The following is a 16630-nucleotide window of genomic DNA, read 5'->3' as shown; positions in this document are numbered from 1 at the left end:
GGAGAGCAATGAAAAAGTTTTACCAAATTAGCGGGCTGATCGTCATTATTGGCATAATTTTATTTATTTTTGGCCATGCCAAAGGTGGCAATGAAGATATCAATAATATTCATTCGGGCCAGACAACTAATATTGGCAATTTTTTTAATCATAATCAAAGAAGTAGAAAATCCCACAACGTAGTAGCCAAAAAACGTACTTTTAATGTAGGCAAATTTTCTAAGATTAATATTGACGCCGAAGAGCCCAATATCCAAATCACTAAAGGAAACGACTTTCAAGTTACTATCAGCGGTCCTAATATCAAAAAGATTAGTGCTAAAGTTGAAGACGACCAGCTGACCATTTCTGACAATAATGCTTATGAGGACGGGACTTATCAGGTAAATGTTACCGTTCCAACAGATGACTCTATCACAGAAATATCAGGATCATGTTCTGAAGGTAATATTCATCTAACTAACTTAACTGTTTCTGACCTCAACTTACAGCTTGAAGATGGTAATGTCAGTGCTGAAAACGTGAAAGCTCGCAAAGCCAATTTTGACCTGGTCGACGGTGATTTAAAAGTTAATAATTCAATTTTAACGAATAGTACTTTAAACTTTAATGAAGGTGATTTAACTATTACAAATAGTCAATTTAAAATTAAGGCAACTTTGGGTGATGGTGACGTCAGAGTCAATGATTCCAAATTATTGGCTGACAGCTCCTTTAATTTAAGTGAAGGAGATTTCCAAATGAGCAGACCGCCTAAGATCAGTTACCAGTTGACAACTTCTTCAGAGGATGAACTTATATTGCATGGTAATAACTATCACAAACATTTTGCTAAAAAATTAAAGAGTGCGCCTCTACTCAAAGTTTCTTGTGGTGACGGTGACATTCTCATAAATTAACTTCTATACATCTTGCAGCTGATTAAACTCATAAAGCAAAAGACTTGGATTAATTTTTAAAATTAATCCAAGTCTCTTTAATTGGTTATTTTAGTTGACTAAATCTAATACTTTATTTTTTATTGCTTCACTTAAACTAGCATGATATTATAAGATAAAGCAAAAATTAAATTAGTGTTAAAAAGATAAGGGACAGATTAATCATGAAAATACATATTGGCGGAGACTTTGATCAAGAATTTGAAACTCATGATGAAAAAGTAGAATCACAAGAAATTGATTTAGAAAATTTTAGCAACATAGATGTTGAAATAGCCGCCTCTGGTGTTTCTGTTCAAGTAGGCTCTGATTTTCATATATCAACTTATGACATTAATCCTGATCGGATAAAAATTCGTGTGGTAGAGAAAACCCTTTTTATTCGTGCACGAAAGCCTCATTTTAACAAAAAAGTTTATATTCGCAAAATTAAACCTAAAATAACTATTACCATACCTCAAGCTGCAGAGCTCAATGAAGTCCAGATAATTGACTTTGCTGGCAACATTGACCTAGCTGGATTTAATATGCAGAAACTTGATGTCAGAGCAAATGCTGGTTCCTTAAAATTACAGGACATCATGATCCAAAATAAAGCCGAAATGGTGCTAGACGCTGGTAGTTTATACATCAATCACTGTAAGATGAATTCTAATGCAAATCTGGCTGCCGGAACTATCAGGGTCACAAGCTTGCAAGGGAAAAACCACTTTAACCTAGCCGCTGGTTCATTAAAAATGATAGATGATGAAGAGCATAAGACAGATTACGATTTATTTGCCACTTTAGGATCGATCTACTTTCATGGTAATAGAATGGGCAAGCATTTTTACAAGCATGAAGGCAGTGCCAACCAATTAACTGCTATCAGTTCGGTGGGCTCAATCAAAATTCAATAAATGAGTAGACCATCTAAGGCCAGTTACCAGTTGGCAATTTCTTCTGAGGATGAACTTGTATTCACGGTAATAACCTATCACAAACATTTTGCTAAAAAATTAAGAGGGATGCGTCTCTACTCAAAGTTCCCTGTGGTGACGGTGACATTCTTATAGATTTAACTTCTATATAATCTGCAGCTAATTACCCGCATAAAGCAAAAAGATTTGGATTGATTTTTAAAATTAATTCAAATCTTTTTAACTGTCTAGATCAAAGTAATAAATACAAAGTTTAATTTTTTATTGCCTAGCTTAAACTAGCATGATATCATAAGATTAAAATTAAACTAGTATTAAAAGATAAGAGATAGCTTAATTATGGAAATACATATTGACGAAGACTTTGATCAAGAATTTGAAGATGAAAAAGTAGAATCACAAGAAATTGATTTGGAAAATTTTAGCAACATAGATGCAAAAACATATGTTGCTAATGTTACTGTTCAAGTGGGCGCTGATTTTCATATATCAACTCATGACATTAATCCTGAGCGCATGAAAATTAGTGTGGCAGAACAAACTCTTTTTATTCGTGAGCAAAAGCCTCATTATCCTCATAATCATCAGAAAAAAATTTATATTTGCAAAGCCGAATATAAAATGACAATTACGGTTCCCCAGACTGTCGTGCTCAATGAGGTACGAATAAACGACTTTTCCGGTAGACTTAATTTGAGTGGCCTGAATATGCAGAAACTTGATGTCAGAGCAAATGCTGGTTCCTTAAAATTACAGGACGTCACGATTCAAAATGATACTAAAATACGTTTAGATGCGGGTAATTTAGATATCTACCAGTGTAAGATGAATTCTAATGCAAATCTAGCTGCTGGATCTGTCAAGATCAAAGGTTTACAAGGAAAAAACCACTTTCAACTGGCTGCCGGATCACTAAAAACTTTAGACGACAGAGATGATCAGACTGATTATGATTTATCTACTACTCTTGGCTCAATCTACTTTCACGGCAGTAGAATGGGCAAGCATTTTTACAAGCATGAAGGCAGTGCCAACCAATTAACTGCTATCAGCTCGGTGGGCTCAATCAAAATTCAATAAAAGAAGTCTTACTTCGACTTGCACAGGCAAAGTAAGACTTTTTTATATATAAAATTAGCGCTGAACATCAATTATAAATGAGTTAATATCTCCCCGATATTTAGCAATCGAATATTCAATTGGCCGTTCATCCCTTGTCAGTCCTTGAGTGTGAAAGTAGAATACCGGTTTATTTACTGCAATGTTTAATAAGTTGGCGGTAGTTTCGTCAGCTTCTATTACTTCCAATCGCCTCACTACTCGCGTAACTTTTAAATGGTATTTTTCAAGCGTACTATATAAAGATTCCTGGGCAAAATTATAATTAATCAACTCAGGTATCCTCTGTTTAGGCACATAAGTTGTAACTAAAACAATCGGTTGATCATTAGCATAGCGCAGCCGCACTAATTTAAAAACCGGTGCTTTCTCAGGCAGCTGTAGATTTTTGCTTACTTCGGGTGTCGCTTTTTCTTCATCAAAATATAGCAAATTAGTTTTAGGGTAGATACCCTTAGCACTCATTTCTGCGCTATAGCTTTCAATCAAATGGGTAAATTCTTGCTCAATCTTAACTTTTTTAACTAGTGTCCCTCGCTTACGCTTTCGCTCCAGATAACCTTGATTAACTAACAATGAAATTGCTTGCCGCATTGTTGGCCTGCTCACCTGATATTTATCCGCTAATGCAGTTTCCGGTGGAATAATTGTATTTTGCGGGTAAAAACCAGTTTGAATTTTATTCAAAAGATCATTGGCAATTACTTGGTATTTAGGGAGTTCTTTTTCTGCCAATTTATTCCATCACTTTCACATTACTAATTATGTCATTATAAAAATAATATACCATGCAAAAAGCCAGTGTAAAGAGTTAGCTGTTACTTTTTTTACACTGACTTTTTATTTAAATTTCAATTGCGTTAATGCCGTCTTTTTCAAACCGCTGTTTAAGAGTTTCAATAATCTTTACGCCTGAACTAGTACCTATACGTTCGGCCCCAGCTGCAATCATTGCCAGGAAATCATCAGTATTACGGATTCCCCCCGCTGCTTTGACTTTGACATCAGGACCAACATTTTCTTTCATCAGCTTAACATCTTCTACTTTTGCGCCAGCGGTGCCAAAGCCAGTTGAAGTCTTGACAAAATCTGGTTTAACCTTTTTAGCAATTAAGGCCAGCTGCTTAATTTCAGCCTTAGTCAAGTAGCAGGTTTCAAAAATAACCTTACATGGTACATCATGATCACGGCAAAGTTTAACCATTTGAGTCATTTCATCTTCGATATAAGACCAATTATGAGCTCGCACTTGTGTTAAATTAACAACATAATCGATTTCATTAGCACCATTTTGTAATGCATCTTTAGTTTCTGCCAATTTACAAGTTATTGTAGTTTGGCCCAAAGGAAAACTGATCGCAGCCCCAGTATCAATATCCGTCCCCTTTAGTTGCTGGGCACAAAATTCAGATTGGACTTCATTAATAGCTACCATCTTAAAATGATATTTTTTAGCTTCATCACAAAGCTTTTTCATGTCTTCTTCGGTTGCATCTGCATGTAAGTTAGTATGATCAATTAGTCGCGCAAAATCATCTATTGTATATCTCATTGTTATTCTCCTTTTTGTATTTACATAAATTGATTTTACCCACAGAAAGTGATAATGTCAACCGCTTACTTTTTATTATAAAAATAGTGTTTGACTTATATAAAGCGATTACATATAATTGTGTTGTAAATTAATATGTATTTACAAAAGGGGTGATTTTAGTGAAAATATTATTAACTTCACATGGACATTTAGCACAAGGTATCGCTTCCGGCTTTGAATTTATTGCCGGCAAATCGGACCAGATCATGATACTTTCATTAGATGAAAGAGGAATTGGTTCATATCGTGACCGTCTACAAAAGCTGCTTGACAGTGAAACAGAACCAATCTTAATTCTGGCAGACTTAAAAGGTGGAACTCCATACAATGAGTCCTTTAAGTACTACTTGGCTCATACAGAAAGAATACGAGTGGTCAGTGGACTGAATCTACCAATGCTTTTAGAACTTGTTCCTCAGTTATCTGACAATACAACGCTTGATGAAGCCGTACAGACAGTTTTACAGGCAGGAACCAATGGTATTGCAGTTGCTCAAGACCAGCAAGATGATGATGACGATATTGAATTTTAAAAAATAAGAAAGGTGTAGTAATAATGAGTATTTCAGTAGTAAGAATTGATGATCGGGTAATCCACGGCCAAACTATGACCCGTTGGACAAAAGCACGTCCTGTGGACGGTATTTTAGTTGTCGGCGATAATATAGCCCACGATAAGTTGCGCCGTAAGGTATTAAAAGCTGCTGCTAACGACTTAAAAGTTGGCATTTATACGGTTGCTGAAGCTGGCGAAAAAATCAAAAAGGGCATTGAGTCTAAAAAGAAATTTTTCTTAATCAGCGACTCTCCTAAGACTTTTGCCCAAATGACAGACATGGGCATTGACTTTGGCAAAGTGTTAAATGTGGGGCCGATGAATACCCGTCCTGGAACTAAGGTACTCGGACGGACAGTGGCCATCGATCAAGACGACTATAACGCTTTTGAAGATATTGCCAAGCACGGTATTGACATTCAATTTCAGCTATTACCTGATGATGAAATTAAGCCTTGGTCAACTATGAAAAAGAAATATGATTCTATGTCCTAATTTTTGGAGGCAATAAAAATGAATAATTTATTTTTTCCCGCACTTTTAACAGGAATTTTCTGTTATCTTGGAGCAATTGAAACACCTTGACTATTTGGTATGACTGGAGGCTTCTACATTGTTGGTAGACCTTTGGTAGCCGGATTACTAGTCGGTCTTGCCTTTGGCGACATTAAAAATGGTATTTTGTGCGGCTTAGCTGTACAAGCTGTTTTCATCGCTAACCTGTCAACTGGAGGCGCTACTAACAGTGAAATTACTTATGCAGCTTATGGTGGAATCGGCTTAGCAATGGCGACTACTAAAAATCCTGCAATCGCTGTTACCTTAGCCATTCTTATTGGTCAGACATTTGGCTTAATTTTCTATAACGGCAGAATGGCTCTTTATTCTTTCTGGAACACTCGCGCTGAAAACGCCGCTCATAATAATGATGATCGCGGTATCGTCCTGAACCATCTAGTTTATCCACAAATCACTACCTTCCTTTTACGTGCCGTACCAGTTTTTCTGGCAATTTATTATGGTAAAGGCTTAGTCAATTGGCTAATCGACAGCATTCCGGCTATTGTAACCCACATTATTCAGGTTTTGGGCGGCGTTTTGCCAGCCTTGGGTATTGCAATGTTAATGAGCATAGTAATCAAAAACAAATCACACTTTATTTTCTTCTTTGTCGGCTTTGTTTTACTAGCTTTTGCCAAATTAAGCATGATTGCAATTGTCTTTATTTCCGCTTTAGTCGCATATCTGTATTACATGGCAACTGGTAAAAGCAGTGCTTCAACTGCTACTAGCTCTGCAAATAACACAGAACAGGCGGTCGATAATGATGACGAATATGAAGATGAAGACTTATTTTAACGAGAGGTGTTAAAAATGGCTACAAAAGAAAATAATACTGAACCACAAAAGCTACTATCAAAACATGAACTTAACCAAATATGGTATCGGTGGGGTTTTACACACCTCAGTTCAATGAGCTATGAAAAGTTGCAGGGACATGCCTGGGCATATTCTTACTTACCTTTTGCACGTAAATATTATAAAAATGATCCTGAGAAAAAAAGACGTCTACTTGAACGTCATTCCATGTTTTACAATACTGAACCACAAACAGGGCAAATTATTAATGGGATTGTTGCCTCTCTGGAAGAACAAATTGCTTTAGGTAATGACGTTTCAGAAGAAATGCCAGTTAACATTAAAGCTACTTTAATGGGTCCTTTGGCCGGCATTGGTGATTCAATTATTCAAGGAATTATTGTTCCTATTCTATTATCAATTGCTATGAGTCTAGCCAAGGGCGGCAGTCCTGTCGGACCATTATTTTACATCATTGCCTACGGTATAATTGGACCTACAATTTCCTATATTGCGTTTCATAGTGGTTATAAGCTGGGAGTTGGTGCAATCGACACTATTGTGGGCGAAAATTCCAAAAGAATTACCGATGCTTTTAACATCTTAGGTGTAATGGTCGTGGGCGCATTAGCCGCAAATACCATTGTCTTAAAAACAGTGGCGAAAATTCCTTTAGGTGGCAAATCTCAACCTTTACAAACGGTTCTAGACGGTATTTTCCCTGGACTATTGCCTTTAGCTATGGTTATTTTAGGCTGGTGGCTTGTTTCCAGTAAACAAATGACAGCTACTAAAGTTATTATCATCATGGTAGTAATTATAACTATTGGTTGTTTGATTGGATTATTTTAACCACGTATTTGTAAAGAGCATATCTTATACTTATTTTCAGTTAATTTAGGAGCACATGTTAATTGTGTGCTCTTTTTATGTACATAAAGTTAATTTAATCGACAAGTAATTACCTACTTATAATATTTTGGGTAAGTACTTGCTTAACTATTAATAAATTAAGCAAGTATGTGAAGATAGATTGCCTAGACAAAGTTATGACAACTAACCTATATCGCCCCCTTTTTAATCTCACAAGATTCATGATAGAATTACTTGATGGCATTATCGAAAGAAGGGTTTCATGGGTAAGCAAAAATACTTTTATCATCATTTAACTGATGATTTGGTAGTTAGCCAGAGCCAGGATTATCACTTGCCAAATAGCTATAATATTTTCCCCCATTCTTTAGGTGGAAAAGTCTGGGCAAAAATTGTACGTTCATTAGGGCATTTAATTAGTATAATCTATATTAAGTTGGTTTTAAGGGTAAAGATAGTTGGCAAGGATAAGCTGCAAGCTGCCGCAAATCAAGGCTACTTTATCTATGGCAACCATACCCAAGCCTTTGGTGACGTGGTTTTGCCGCTTAGTATTATTCCAACCAAAAATTATTATGCAATTGGGGCACAATCAAATTGGGGCATCCCTGTGTTAGGCAAACTGGTTTTGCCTTATTTTGGGCTTCCTGTGGGTCAGAACTTACAGCAATCTGGTAAACTAATTAAGGCAGTAGCTACCGTTATTAAGGCTAAAAAAGTAGTTGTCATCTATCCTGAAGCTCACGTTTGGCCCTATTACACTAAAATCAGGCCTTTTCCTGCAACCAGTATGCACTTTCCCGTTACACTTGAAGTGGCCAGTTTTACTATGACTACAACTTATACTAAGCCCAAATGGGGTAAAAGGCCGCGCATAATTGTGTATCTCGATGGCCCTTTTTACCCAGATTCACACATTGGTAAAAAGCGGGCACAAGAAAAGCTGCACCAGGAAATTTATCAAACAATGCAAAAACGAGCCTTAAAAAGTAATTATGAATATTGTACGTACCAAAAAATAAACTAAGGAGTTCTCAATGAATATTCTTTTTTGCGGTGACCATAACGCCGAGGATGGCATTCTTATCGCTACTCTTTCATTATTGAAAAACAGTGGTGCCCAAGAACTCCATATATACATCCTAACAATGTATACTCAAAGTTATCATAAAAAATTTCAGCCTTTTAGTAAGCAAGCGGCTGATTACCTCAAATCACTCTTAGTAAAGCAAAATCCCCAAAACACTTTAAAATTGATGGACTGTACTGGTTTATTTGTCAGAGAACCTCTCATAGCAAATATGAGTACTCATTTTACTCCCTATGCTATGCTCAGACTTTTTGCGGATGAAATACCGCAGCTGCCAAATAAAATATTATATCTTGATGCTGACGTGATTGTCAGACGCAGCTTAGTCAACTTTTACCAGCAAGATTTAACTGGCACTGAACTTGTTGGTGTCCTTGATTACTGGGGGCGCTTCTTTTTCCACAACTTGCACGAACACAAAGTGTTTGATTACGTTAATTCCGGCGTTTTGCTGCTTAACTTGCCTGAAATCAGGAAAACTAACTTATTTGCCCGCATTCGACATCTTTTACAAACCAGAACAGTTTTAATGCCGGATCAAACTGCGCTTAACCGTTATGCACGAGAAAAGAAAATTGCTCCCAGGCGCTATAATGAACAGTATAAATTGCAGCCAGACACTGTGATCCAGCACTTTACTACCAGTTTTCGCTTTTGGCCCGTCTTTCATACCTTGACGGTTAAGCCATGGGATGTTCAACGTGTACATAAAGTGCTAAAATTGCATGAATATGATGACATTTTGACTAATTATCTTAATGTTAAAAGCAATTTAATAAAAAAATAACGTTTGGAGAAAAATTACAACATGACAATTCCAGTTTTTTATGCTATCAGTGATGACTTTACAAAATACGCGGCAGTATCGCTCAATTCTTTGGTTAAGAATGCCGCTGATGATAAAGATTATACAGTTTATTTTTTAAGTCAGGATTTAACTACACAGCATAAACAGGACCTACAAGAAATAGGTACCAGCAATGTTCACGTTAAGTTTTTTAATATTAATGATGAAATAGTTGCCCCTATTCAGAATCGTACCGAAAACTTTTTGCGGGCTGACTTTTTTACCATGTCCATTTTCTACCGCTTGTTTATTCCTGACCTGTTTCCCCAATACGATAAAGCTATTTATATCGACAGCGACACAATCGTTAACGATGATATTGGCAGACTGTATGATACTAAGCTAGGTAGTCACCTCTTTGCCGCTTGCACCGACTCTTCAATTCAACATGTGACAAAAATGGTGAAGTATATTAAAGAAGTGCTAGTTCTTGATCCGAAAAAATATATTAATTCCGGAATGCTGGTTTTAAACTGCAAAACCTTTCGCGACGAACACTTTATTGACCATTTTATGAGTTTACTTAAAAAATATCATTTTGACTGTATTGCTCCTGATCAAGACTACTTAAATGAAATTGGCGATAAAAGAATTTTACATTTAGATCCCAAATGGGACGCAATGCCAAATGATAATACTGATCCCCTAGCTAATCCCAGTTTAATTCACTATAATCTTTTCTTTAAACCGTGGCATTTTCAAAATGTGCAGTATGAAGAATATTTTTGGAACAGTGCCAAAGAAACTAAGTTTTACAATGATTTGTTAGCAGAATTAAATAATTATACTGATAAACAGCGTGATGAAGACCGGCACAAATTGGATCATATGCTAGCCAAAGAAGACAAAACCATTAATGACCCTCATAACTGGGCTAATGTAAAAAAACAAGGACCTGTTAGTTTATGATTATCGGTGACAATCGTGAACAAGTAATTCAAAATATTAAAGAAGCTATTGCTAAAAGGGATTGGCATGCCAAAGTCGAAATTGGTGATCCTGTATTATCCCTCAAAGAGAGTAAAGAATTAGTCAACAATTTTTGGCATGAACAAAAAACTGTCAAGGGAAAAATAAATGATCGAATTGGTCACTTGCTTTTCAATACTTTGATGCGTATTTTGACATCATCGACCACATTTACCGGACTCGAAAACCTGGCTGATTTACCTCAAGGCGGGGCAATTATTACGGCCAATCATTTTAATCAAATTGATTCTCTGCCAGTTAAGCATTTGGCAAATAAAGCTCATCATTCATTGAAAATTGCTATTGAAGATACTAATTTGAAATTACCGGGAATTTTATGCTATTTAATGAACTATGTGGGCACTATTCCCTTAATAGAAACTCCCAGCTATGTTGGTAACGAATTTCCTCGTCACCTGCATGATGCTTTAGAGCAAAACAACTGGGTTTTAATTTATCCTGAACAGGAAATGTGGTGGAATTACCGTAAGCCCCGTGAATTAAAACGGGGCGCATACTATTTTGCTGCTAAGCAAAATGTCCCCGTTATTTCAACTTTTATTGAAATCCAGACAATCGATAAACTAGAAAAAGATCATCCTAATTTTTATCAAACAAAATATGTAGTCCACGTTTTACCACCAATTTTTCCGGATGTTAAGCTCAGTGCCAATGAAAATTCCAAGAAGATGATGGCATGTGATTATCAGCAAAAAGTTACAGCCTATGAAAAGGCTTACCAGCGTAAGTTGGATCTGACTTTTACCCCCTGGGATATTGCTGGCTGGCGTTTCAACTATCAAAAAAATCAAAATAAAAGTTAGACTTGTGATTTTTTTGCGACTATAATTGAGGTGACAATTAGTAAGTGTATTTGGAAAGGGGATATTTCCAATGGAAAAATTCACAAAAGAGTCTTTAGCAAAATATGATGGCAAAAATGGCAATCCAGCCTATGTTGCTATTAAAGGTGTTGTTTATGATGTAACTGGTAATCCGCACTGGACTGATGGTGAGCACCATGGCAATCTAGCCGGCCGTGATTTAACTGTTGCAATAGAACAATCACCTCACGGTGAAAGTGTTCTAGGTAAACTAAAAAAGGTTGGCACCTACGAAGACTAATTAGCTAAACAAGTAAAATGATAATACCCCCAAATTTTAGATAAATTTGGGGGTATTATTGGTATTATTATGGTTAAATTACACCAAATCGAAATCAAAGTCTTGCTCTCTGTGCAAAATTGCCAGTTACTTTGGAATTGTAATCGTAAAAATAATTTGTAATAGAAAAATAATATATTCCAGTTTTATTGCCGGATTTAATTAGTGTGCAAGCTTAACTTCCTAATACTTATAACAATTGATAGAGTTAATTATTTAACTTTATCATGGAAGAAATCTTATTTTAGTTTTATAAAAATCACCTTGTCTAACGAATAATTAATGTTAATAACGTACAGTAATGAGACATTTTAAAAATCAGCGCACAATATTTGTCAAAGGAAGTGATAATTATGCTACAAATTCGACCTGTTTCAGAATTAAGAAATTACAATAAAGTTCTTGATAAAGTTAAAAAAGATAATCCAGTTTTTCTTACCAAAAATGGCTATGGCAAATTTGCGCTCATAGATATCGAAAAATATGATGAATTTACTACTGCTCTTGAGCTAGTAAAAAAGCTGAAAAATCAAAGTACTATAATTTTGATGAAATTAAAGGAAAACTATTTAGCTAACGTTCTCATTAAAATTATCAAGTCCTTCTAAAGAATATCTTGAAAACCTAAAAACATACTTATTGACTAGATTAGGTGAAAAAGTTAAAAAAAGAAGTTTTAGCAAGAGAAGATCTCATTCCAAAAATCCAAAATTACTTTCATTAATTAAACTCATCCATTTAGGACGCACTCCCTTTATTGTATTAAATAACTAAAAAATACGACCTCCGAAACTGACTTAATTTCGGAGGTCATATCATTATTAAAACATTTTATTAATTTTCAACCAATTTTGCTGCAGCAGCAATATTTTCTTGGGCTGGTAAAGGAATTCTGCCTAAGCCATCAAGTCCAACATTTAAAAGATAATTGATTCCTAAACTATTTAAATGTTTGCGGTATTGGTAAATTGTTGCGGGAGATTTCCAATTTTGATCGCGGTACGAAAAGCCCCAAGAATCGTTAATTGTACCAGCCGTTTCATATAAGCCATAAGGAGACGGTTTAAATCCTTCAATTGAATTATAATCAACATTTTGTTGATTTTCTTCTTTGTCACTTGGAATTTCATTGTCACCAAGTGAAACATAATCATATTTACCATTACCAAGACGAGAATTGATTAAACAGTTTGGCTGCAGTTTTTTCACCGTGTCGTAAACTTCCTGACTCTGAGCCTCAGTCAAAGTCATTGGTACATCAAACCAAGCTGTAGCTATCTCACCGTAATTACTCATTATTTCCTTAATCTGAGGTATGATTTTGTCATTAAAACACTGAGCAAAGTTCTTGTTTTTCTGTGGAAAATCCCAGCTGTTATCCCAAGTAGTACCAGCTGATTCGATATCATTTGAAAGGTAGCCGCCACCGTTAGGTTCATGCCAGTCTAAGTCTTGTGAATAATAAAGACCAAATTTCAAACCTGCCTTTTGGCAAGCTTCTGCCAATTCTCCGATTACATCCCTGTGAAAAGGTGTCGCGTCATAAACATTGTATGGGTCAATTTGTGAATGATACATTGCAAAACCATCATGATGTTTAGTAGTAACTACCAGGTACTTCATACCACAATTTTTAGCAAATGCGACAATCTTATCAGCGTCAAAATAAATTGGATTAAAAGCTGTTGCAAGTTGGCGGTACTTAACAATAGGTATTTGCAATTTAGATTGAATCCATTCGGCATAATAACTTGAAGATTTTCCTTCATATTCACCAGCAAGAAGAGAATATAATCCCCAATGAATCATCATGCCATATTTAGCATTTTTGAACCATTCAATATTATTATTTTTATTCATATACTTCTCCTAACATTGTATTTTTACAATTTCATAGCCGTCAATTTTGGGAACAGTAAAGCTAATTTTGGTATCATCTTGGTGAAAAGCAATTTCTTGATTTTGCCTTATAAGTTCGACCTTTTTAACTTTTCTGTTTCCTACTAAAACTGTAAAGTTTTGATTTATCAACTGTGTCCGTTCATCAATAGTATATAAATTAACCGCATTTTTCTTTAGAGGATAATCTAATAGGTGTAACAAAAACTTATTTTCATTTGATGAGTAATGTAACTGTGCTGACAGGCTTGGTTTATCTTCTGGCTTAACAACATATCGATCTGGAAGTAATATGTTCAAAGCATCAGAGATGATTTCTTTTACCCACCGAGGAGCATAGTCACGATAAATCTTGAAAACAGGATGTGAAAAGTAAATGCAGTTTCCTTTCAGAGTAGCTGCTGGTACACCTTTTTTGCCTGTGGAAGGAGCATGTTTATGGCCGTAATAATATTTACCTTCACGGTTGAAGTAGGGTTCACGTGTTTCCAAAATAACTTTTGAACTAATTGGTTCAACAGCCATTCCCTGCTCATACATAACATGTTCTTCTTGAGGTAAATTACGTCCTATTTGTGAATTAGGATAAATATAATCGCGATCCCAGAAAGAGTATCCTTCCATTAAATTACCAGTCAGAGGGTTTTCGTTGTAAACCCCCTGATCCATTGACTGGTAGGACAATAGTACTTTGCCACCATTTTTGACATAATTTTGCAGTTTAGCAAAACTTTCTGGTGTAGCTTTAATTTTGTCTGGCAGAATCAGCAATTTATATTGAGAAAAATCTGCTTCTAAGTCTATGATATTAAATTGATATCCCAGTTCGTCGAGGACTCGGTTGGCTCCGATAAGGGATTCGTCTAAAGTCATACCGTTGTCCCATATGCTTTCCGGAGTAACTACAGCAATTTCTGCTAAAGGCTTTGTATTTTCAAGTTCTGGTTCTAGTTGTTCTACAGTCTTATACACATGGCCAATTAATTCATAGGTAGCAGGAGATAATTGACCACTAGGATGTAATTGGTCACCAATTGAACACCCTGCACCAAAAGACAGCATTTGAAAAACTTCATATTCCAAAGCTTCTTTATTTTTAAAGGATTGAAAATCACCCCAGGATGTATGAAACTTTCCAGTCATACCGATAATGTCCTTACCCAAGGTCCTAGCATATCTATCCACTAGAGGAAAATTATCGTAGCCCCAGTTTCCACCAGGAAGACTCTCTATTTCAAGATGTGAGTAGTAACGCAGTGAAGTTTTAATATAAGGTCCAACATGAGAACCATTATAAAAAATAGTAGCATTCTTAACTCGTTTATGAATTAGACTGGTCATTTCACGTTTAAACTCTTTTAGCATTAAATGACAATACCGCACACGTTCACTTTCAATTGTGTGGTCGATACCTAGACGAGCCATTTCTTTTCTGCAATGTTTGCAATCGCATGGCACTAGGAAAAAAATATCAAAGAAGAAACCATCAATGTTCTCTGCTCCAATACTGTCTATCACATCGTTAACATGGTCGAACAAATAATGACGATAATCGCTATTTAAACATAAAACATCATTAAAATTAGGTTTTTCAATACCTATATTAATTCTATTGCCTTCAGGATCTCGGCAGAGCCATTCTGGGTGATTTAGCATGCAATATTCATCCCATTGACATGTAGAATAAATAGGAACTTTTATTCCTACCTCATGACAAGCTTTAATTTGTTCTGCAAGCAAGTTATGATTGACTAGTCTTGGATGAATCATTTCAGGATGATTTTTAGAATTATACCAGAGATACCCATGATGATCCCGAGCAAAACAGGTAATGGAGTTGACATGAGCTTTTTTTAAGGTTTGAGCAAACTCATGACTGTCAAATTTTTCACCAACTTTAACATACGGACTAGTGTGAAAATCCAAGTGAACAGTTCTTTTACGCATCTTTATTGTCTCCTTTAGCTTTATTTGCTAACATCAAATTTACAATCAAAAATACCACACCAAAAATAATCCAAATAAGTGCTGAAATGATCAGACCCATTTCAGGGCTATAATTATGGAATAAAGCTCCTAAAAATTGGAAGATAAATGGAGCAAACGTTCCACCGATATTAATTCCAAAGATAACTATGGACGTACTCAACGTCATTGAACCTTTTGGCGAACTAAGGGCAAACAATTCAGTCATATGAGGATTCATAATGCCCCAGAAAAAGCCGGAAATCATAATGCAAGTGCCAATTAAGTATGAATTGCGCGAAAATAGTGTAGCTCCTAATGCAAGACCAGCAATGGTAGCACTAAACGCAGTAGTATTTTTCTGCCAGACATGATAAATGTATTTATAGAGCAATCCTGAAACAATAGCTGCAATTGGTAGTAAGCTTAAGATAAAGCTTCCTGTACTACTATCACCAATATGATTATTAACAATGTAGCTTGGAATTTTAAGACTAATTCCCATATAACTAATTTGCATAATGCCAAACAAAACCGCATAGCCAATTATTTGCCAATTAGTTGTCTGCTTAATCTTTTGCTGATCGACATCTTCGCCCACAGTAACACTATAGTTATCAAAACGCTTAGGTATCCAAACCAGCGTCATTATGAACGGAATAACAGCTAGAGCAAATACCCAGTAAGCAGAATGCCAACCAATTTTTATTAAATAACCAGCTAAAAAGAGTAAAACGGTACTACCAATATTAATAAAAGAGTTTCTGTAACCTAAAAGCTCATTAGCTCTTTTTTCTTCATAAATATCAGTGATATATGAAACACTTAATGGAGTAAGAAGAGAGATCCCTACTCCTACCATTATTCTGGAAAATAAAATTAACCAATAATTACCGGTAAATACTGGAATAACACCACAAATTGCAGTGATACCTAATCCCAGCAATGCCAACAGTTTTTTGCCAGTAACTTTTTCAATAAACCCAGCAAGCAACGGAATAAAAATTCCAGAGAAGCTCGGAATAGTGACAATCAGCTCTACGGTAGAAGTTGGCATGTTAGCAAAATGTTTTTCCATTAAAGGAATAGTACCACTAATAGCTCCTGAAGTAGATAAAACCAGAGAAATACCCATAATCGCTATCATTAGTTTTTTACTCTGCTGAATAACACTTTTGTCATCCATAAAATTTCTCCTTACTTAAATAAGTAAAATTTTTAAAATTGGTTCATTTTTATAATAAAATATATTACGAAAATGAGCCCTAAATGTATCTAAACAATAAAAAGCTTTTAATAATTGAACCGGTTCAATTACACAATAATAATATTACTTT

Annotated in this window: 17 protein-coding genes and 1 pseudogene; 13 read left to right on the top strand and 5 right to left on the bottom strand. The window is 35.5% G+C overall.

The window, feature by feature from the left end; translation table 11 throughout:
* Nucleotides 1–8: 8 nt before the first annotated feature.
* From ACFQ32_RS09780 to ACFQ32_RS09770, 3 genes are all read left to right on the top strand, one after another.
* Nucleotides 9–899 carry a DUF4097 family beta strand repeat-containing protein gene (locus ACFQ32_RS09780; RefSeq protein ID WP_046324115.1) on the top strand — a complete coding sequence of 297 codons (891 nt, stop codon included), beginning with the start codon at nt 9–11 and terminating at the stop codon, nt 897–899.
* Between the two features lie 203 nt (nt 900–1102).
* Nucleotides 1103–1837, top strand: a complete 735-nt coding sequence (locus ACFQ32_RS09775; protein ID WP_046324114.1) for a DUF4097 family beta strand repeat-containing protein — start codon at nt 1103–1105, stop codon at nt 1835–1837.
* 360 nt (nt 1838–2197) lie between these two features.
* Nucleotides 2198–2938, top strand: a complete 741-nt coding sequence (locus ACFQ32_RS09770) for a DUF4097 family beta strand repeat-containing protein (RefSeq protein ID WP_046324113.1) — start codon at nt 2198–2200, stop codon at nt 2936–2938.
* A gap of 54 nt (nt 2939–2992) precedes the next feature.
* Here ACFQ32_RS09770 and ACFQ32_RS09765 read toward each other — a convergent pair whose 3' ends face one another.
* Both ACFQ32_RS09765 and deoC read right to left on the bottom strand, forming a co-directional pair.
* Nucleotides 2993–3712 (bottom strand): GntR family transcriptional regulator, encoded by a 720-nt coding sequence (locus tag ACFQ32_RS09765; protein ID WP_046324112.1) that lies wholly within the window; start codon nt 3710–3712, stop codon nt 2993–2995.
* A 109-nt stretch (nt 3713–3821) separates the two neighbouring features.
* Nucleotides 3822–4529 carry a deoxyribose-phosphate aldolase gene (deoC, locus tag ACFQ32_RS09760; RefSeq protein ID WP_046324111.1) on the bottom strand — a complete coding sequence of 236 codons (708 nt, stop codon included), beginning with the start codon at nt 4527–4529 and terminating at the stop codon, nt 3822–3824.
* A gap of 161 nt (nt 4530–4690) precedes the next feature.
* Here deoC and ACFQ32_RS09755 point away from each other — a divergent pair, with 161 nt between their 5' ends.
* From ACFQ32_RS09755 to ACFQ32_RS09710, 10 genes and pseudogenes are all read left to right on the top strand, one after another.
* A complete protein-coding gene (locus ACFQ32_RS09755; RefSeq protein WP_046324110.1) occupies nt 4691–5104 on the top strand; it encodes a PTS sugar transporter subunit IIA in 414 nt (137 codons plus the stop codon).
* A gap of 23 nt (nt 5105–5127) precedes the next feature.
* Nucleotides 5128–5622, top strand: a complete 495-nt coding sequence (locus tag ACFQ32_RS09750; RefSeq protein ID WP_046324109.1) for a PTS system mannose/fructose/N-acetylgalactosamine-transporter subunit IIB — start codon at nt 5128–5130, stop codon at nt 5620–5622.
* A gap of 18 nt (nt 5623–5640) precedes the next feature.
* Nucleotides 5641–6486: pseudogene (locus tag ACFQ32_RS09745) on the top strand (PTS mannose/fructose/sorbose/N-acetylgalactosamine transporter subunit IIC).
* Nucleotides 6487–6501: 15 nt separating this feature from the next.
* Nucleotides 6502–7338: a PTS system mannose/fructose/sorbose family transporter subunit IID gene (locus ACFQ32_RS09740; protein ID WP_046324108.1), complete on the top strand. Its 837-nt coding sequence runs from the start codon at nt 6502–6504 to the stop codon at nt 7336–7338.
* 283 nt (nt 7339–7621) lie between these two features.
* Complete coding sequence (locus ACFQ32_RS09735) at nt 7622–8386, top strand: lysophospholipid acyltransferase family protein (protein ID WP_046324107.1); 765 nt, start codon at nt 7622–7624, stop codon at nt 8384–8386.
* A 10-nt stretch (nt 8387–8396) separates the two neighbouring features.
* Entirely contained in the window at nt 8397–9236 is an 840-nt protein-coding gene (locus ACFQ32_RS09730) for a glycosyltransferase (protein WP_046324106.1), read from the top strand.
* Between the two features lie 21 nt (nt 9237–9257).
* Entirely contained in the window at nt 9258–10205 is a 948-nt protein-coding gene (locus ACFQ32_RS09725; protein ID WP_046324105.1) for a glycosyltransferase family 8 protein, read from the top strand.
* Nucleotides 10202–11089, top strand: coding sequence for a lysophospholipid acyltransferase family protein (locus tag ACFQ32_RS09720; protein ID WP_046324104.1), 888 nt, complete (start codon nt 10202–10204; stop codon nt 11087–11089). Before ACFQ32_RS09725 ends, ACFQ32_RS09720 begins: the two co-directional genes overlap by 4 nt.
* Nucleotides 11090–11159: 70 nt before the next feature.
* Nucleotides 11160–11390, top strand: coding sequence for a cytochrome b5 domain-containing protein (locus tag ACFQ32_RS09715; protein ID WP_046324103.1), 231 nt, complete (start codon nt 11160–11162; stop codon nt 11388–11390).
* A 392-nt stretch (nt 11391–11782) separates the two neighbouring features.
* Nucleotides 11783–12037, top strand: a complete 255-nt coding sequence (locus tag ACFQ32_RS09710; protein ID WP_244885250.1) for a type II toxin-antitoxin system prevent-host-death family antitoxin — start codon at nt 11783–11785, stop codon at nt 12035–12037.
* Between the two features lie 226 nt (nt 12038–12263).
* Here the strand turns inward: ACFQ32_RS09710 and ACFQ32_RS09705 are convergent, their stop codons facing one another.
* The 3 genes from ACFQ32_RS09705 to ACFQ32_RS09695 are packed head-to-tail and all read right to left on the bottom strand — an operon-like array spanning nt 12264 to nt 16479.
* Nucleotides 12264–13289, bottom strand: coding sequence for an alpha-L-fucosidase (locus ACFQ32_RS09705; RefSeq protein ID WP_046324102.1), 1026 nt, complete (start codon nt 13287–13289; stop codon nt 12264–12266).
* A gap of 9 nt (nt 13290–13298) precedes the next feature.
* Nucleotides 13299–15275, bottom strand: a complete 1977-nt coding sequence (locus tag ACFQ32_RS09700; protein ID WP_046324101.1) for an alpha-amylase family protein — start codon at nt 15273–15275, stop codon at nt 13299–13301.
* On the bottom strand, nt 15268–16479 hold the full coding sequence (locus ACFQ32_RS09695) for an MFS transporter (protein WP_046324100.1): 1212 nt from the start codon (nt 16477–16479) through the stop codon (nt 15268–15270). Before ACFQ32_RS09695 ends, ACFQ32_RS09700 begins: the two co-directional genes overlap by 8 nt.
* Nucleotides 16480–16630: the final 151 nt, after the last annotated feature.

This window comes from Lactobacillus melliventris, from assembly GCF_042679465.1.
Lineage (GTDB): Bacteria > Bacillota > Bacilli > Lactobacillales > Lactobacillaceae > Lactobacillus > Lactobacillus melliventris.
This window is presented reverse-complemented; position numbering and strand designations above follow the sequence as displayed.

Coding starts and splice junctions, on each gene's coding strand:
- ACFQ32_RS09750 (WP_046324109.1), top strand. CDS start 5,128: ATGAGTATTTCAGTAGTAAGAATTGATGATCGGGTAATCCACGGCCAA.
- ACFQ32_RS09695 (WP_046324100.1), bottom strand. CDS start 16,479: ATGGATGACAAAAGTGTTATTCAGCAGAGTAAAAAACTAATGATAGCG.
- ACFQ32_RS09710 (WP_244885250.1), top strand. CDS start 11,783: ATGCTACAAATTCGACCTGTTTCAGAATTAAGAAATTACAATAAAGTT.
- ACFQ32_RS09780 (WP_046324115.1), top strand. CDS start 9: ATGAAAAAGTTTTACCAAATTAGCGGGCTGATCGTCATTATTGGCATA.
- ACFQ32_RS09730 (WP_046324106.1), top strand. CDS start 8,397: ATGAATATTCTTTTTTGCGGTGACCATAACGCCGAGGATGGCATTCTT.
- ACFQ32_RS09700 (WP_046324101.1), bottom strand. CDS start 15,275: ATGCGTAAAAGAACTGTTCACTTGGATTTTCACACTAGTCCGTATGTT.
- ACFQ32_RS09720 (WP_046324104.1), top strand. CDS start 10,202: ATGATTATCGGTGACAATCGTGAACAAGTAATTCAAAATATTAAAGAA.
- ACFQ32_RS09770 (WP_046324113.1), top strand. CDS start 2,198: ATGGAAATACATATTGACGAAGACTTTGATCAAGAATTTGAAGATGAA.
- ACFQ32_RS09715 (WP_046324103.1), top strand. CDS start 11,160: ATGGAAAAATTCACAAAAGAGTCTTTAGCAAAATATGATGGCAAAAAT.
- ACFQ32_RS09740 (WP_046324108.1), top strand. CDS start 6,502: ATGGCTACAAAAGAAAATAATACTGAACCACAAAAGCTACTATCAAAA.
- ACFQ32_RS09775 (WP_046324114.1), top strand. CDS start 1,103: ATGAAAATACATATTGGCGGAGACTTTGATCAAGAATTTGAAACTCAT.
- ACFQ32_RS09705 (WP_046324102.1), bottom strand. CDS start 13,289: ATGAATAAAAATAATAATATTGAATGGTTCAAAAATGCTAAATATGGC.
- ACFQ32_RS09725 (WP_046324105.1), top strand. CDS start 9,258: ATGACAATTCCAGTTTTTTATGCTATCAGTGATGACTTTACAAAATAC.
- deoC (WP_046324111.1), bottom strand. CDS start 4,529: ATGAGATATACAATAGATGATTTTGCGCGACTAATTGATCATACTAAC.
- ACFQ32_RS09735 (WP_046324107.1), top strand. CDS start 7,622: ATGGGTAAGCAAAAATACTTTTATCATCATTTAACTGATGATTTGGTA.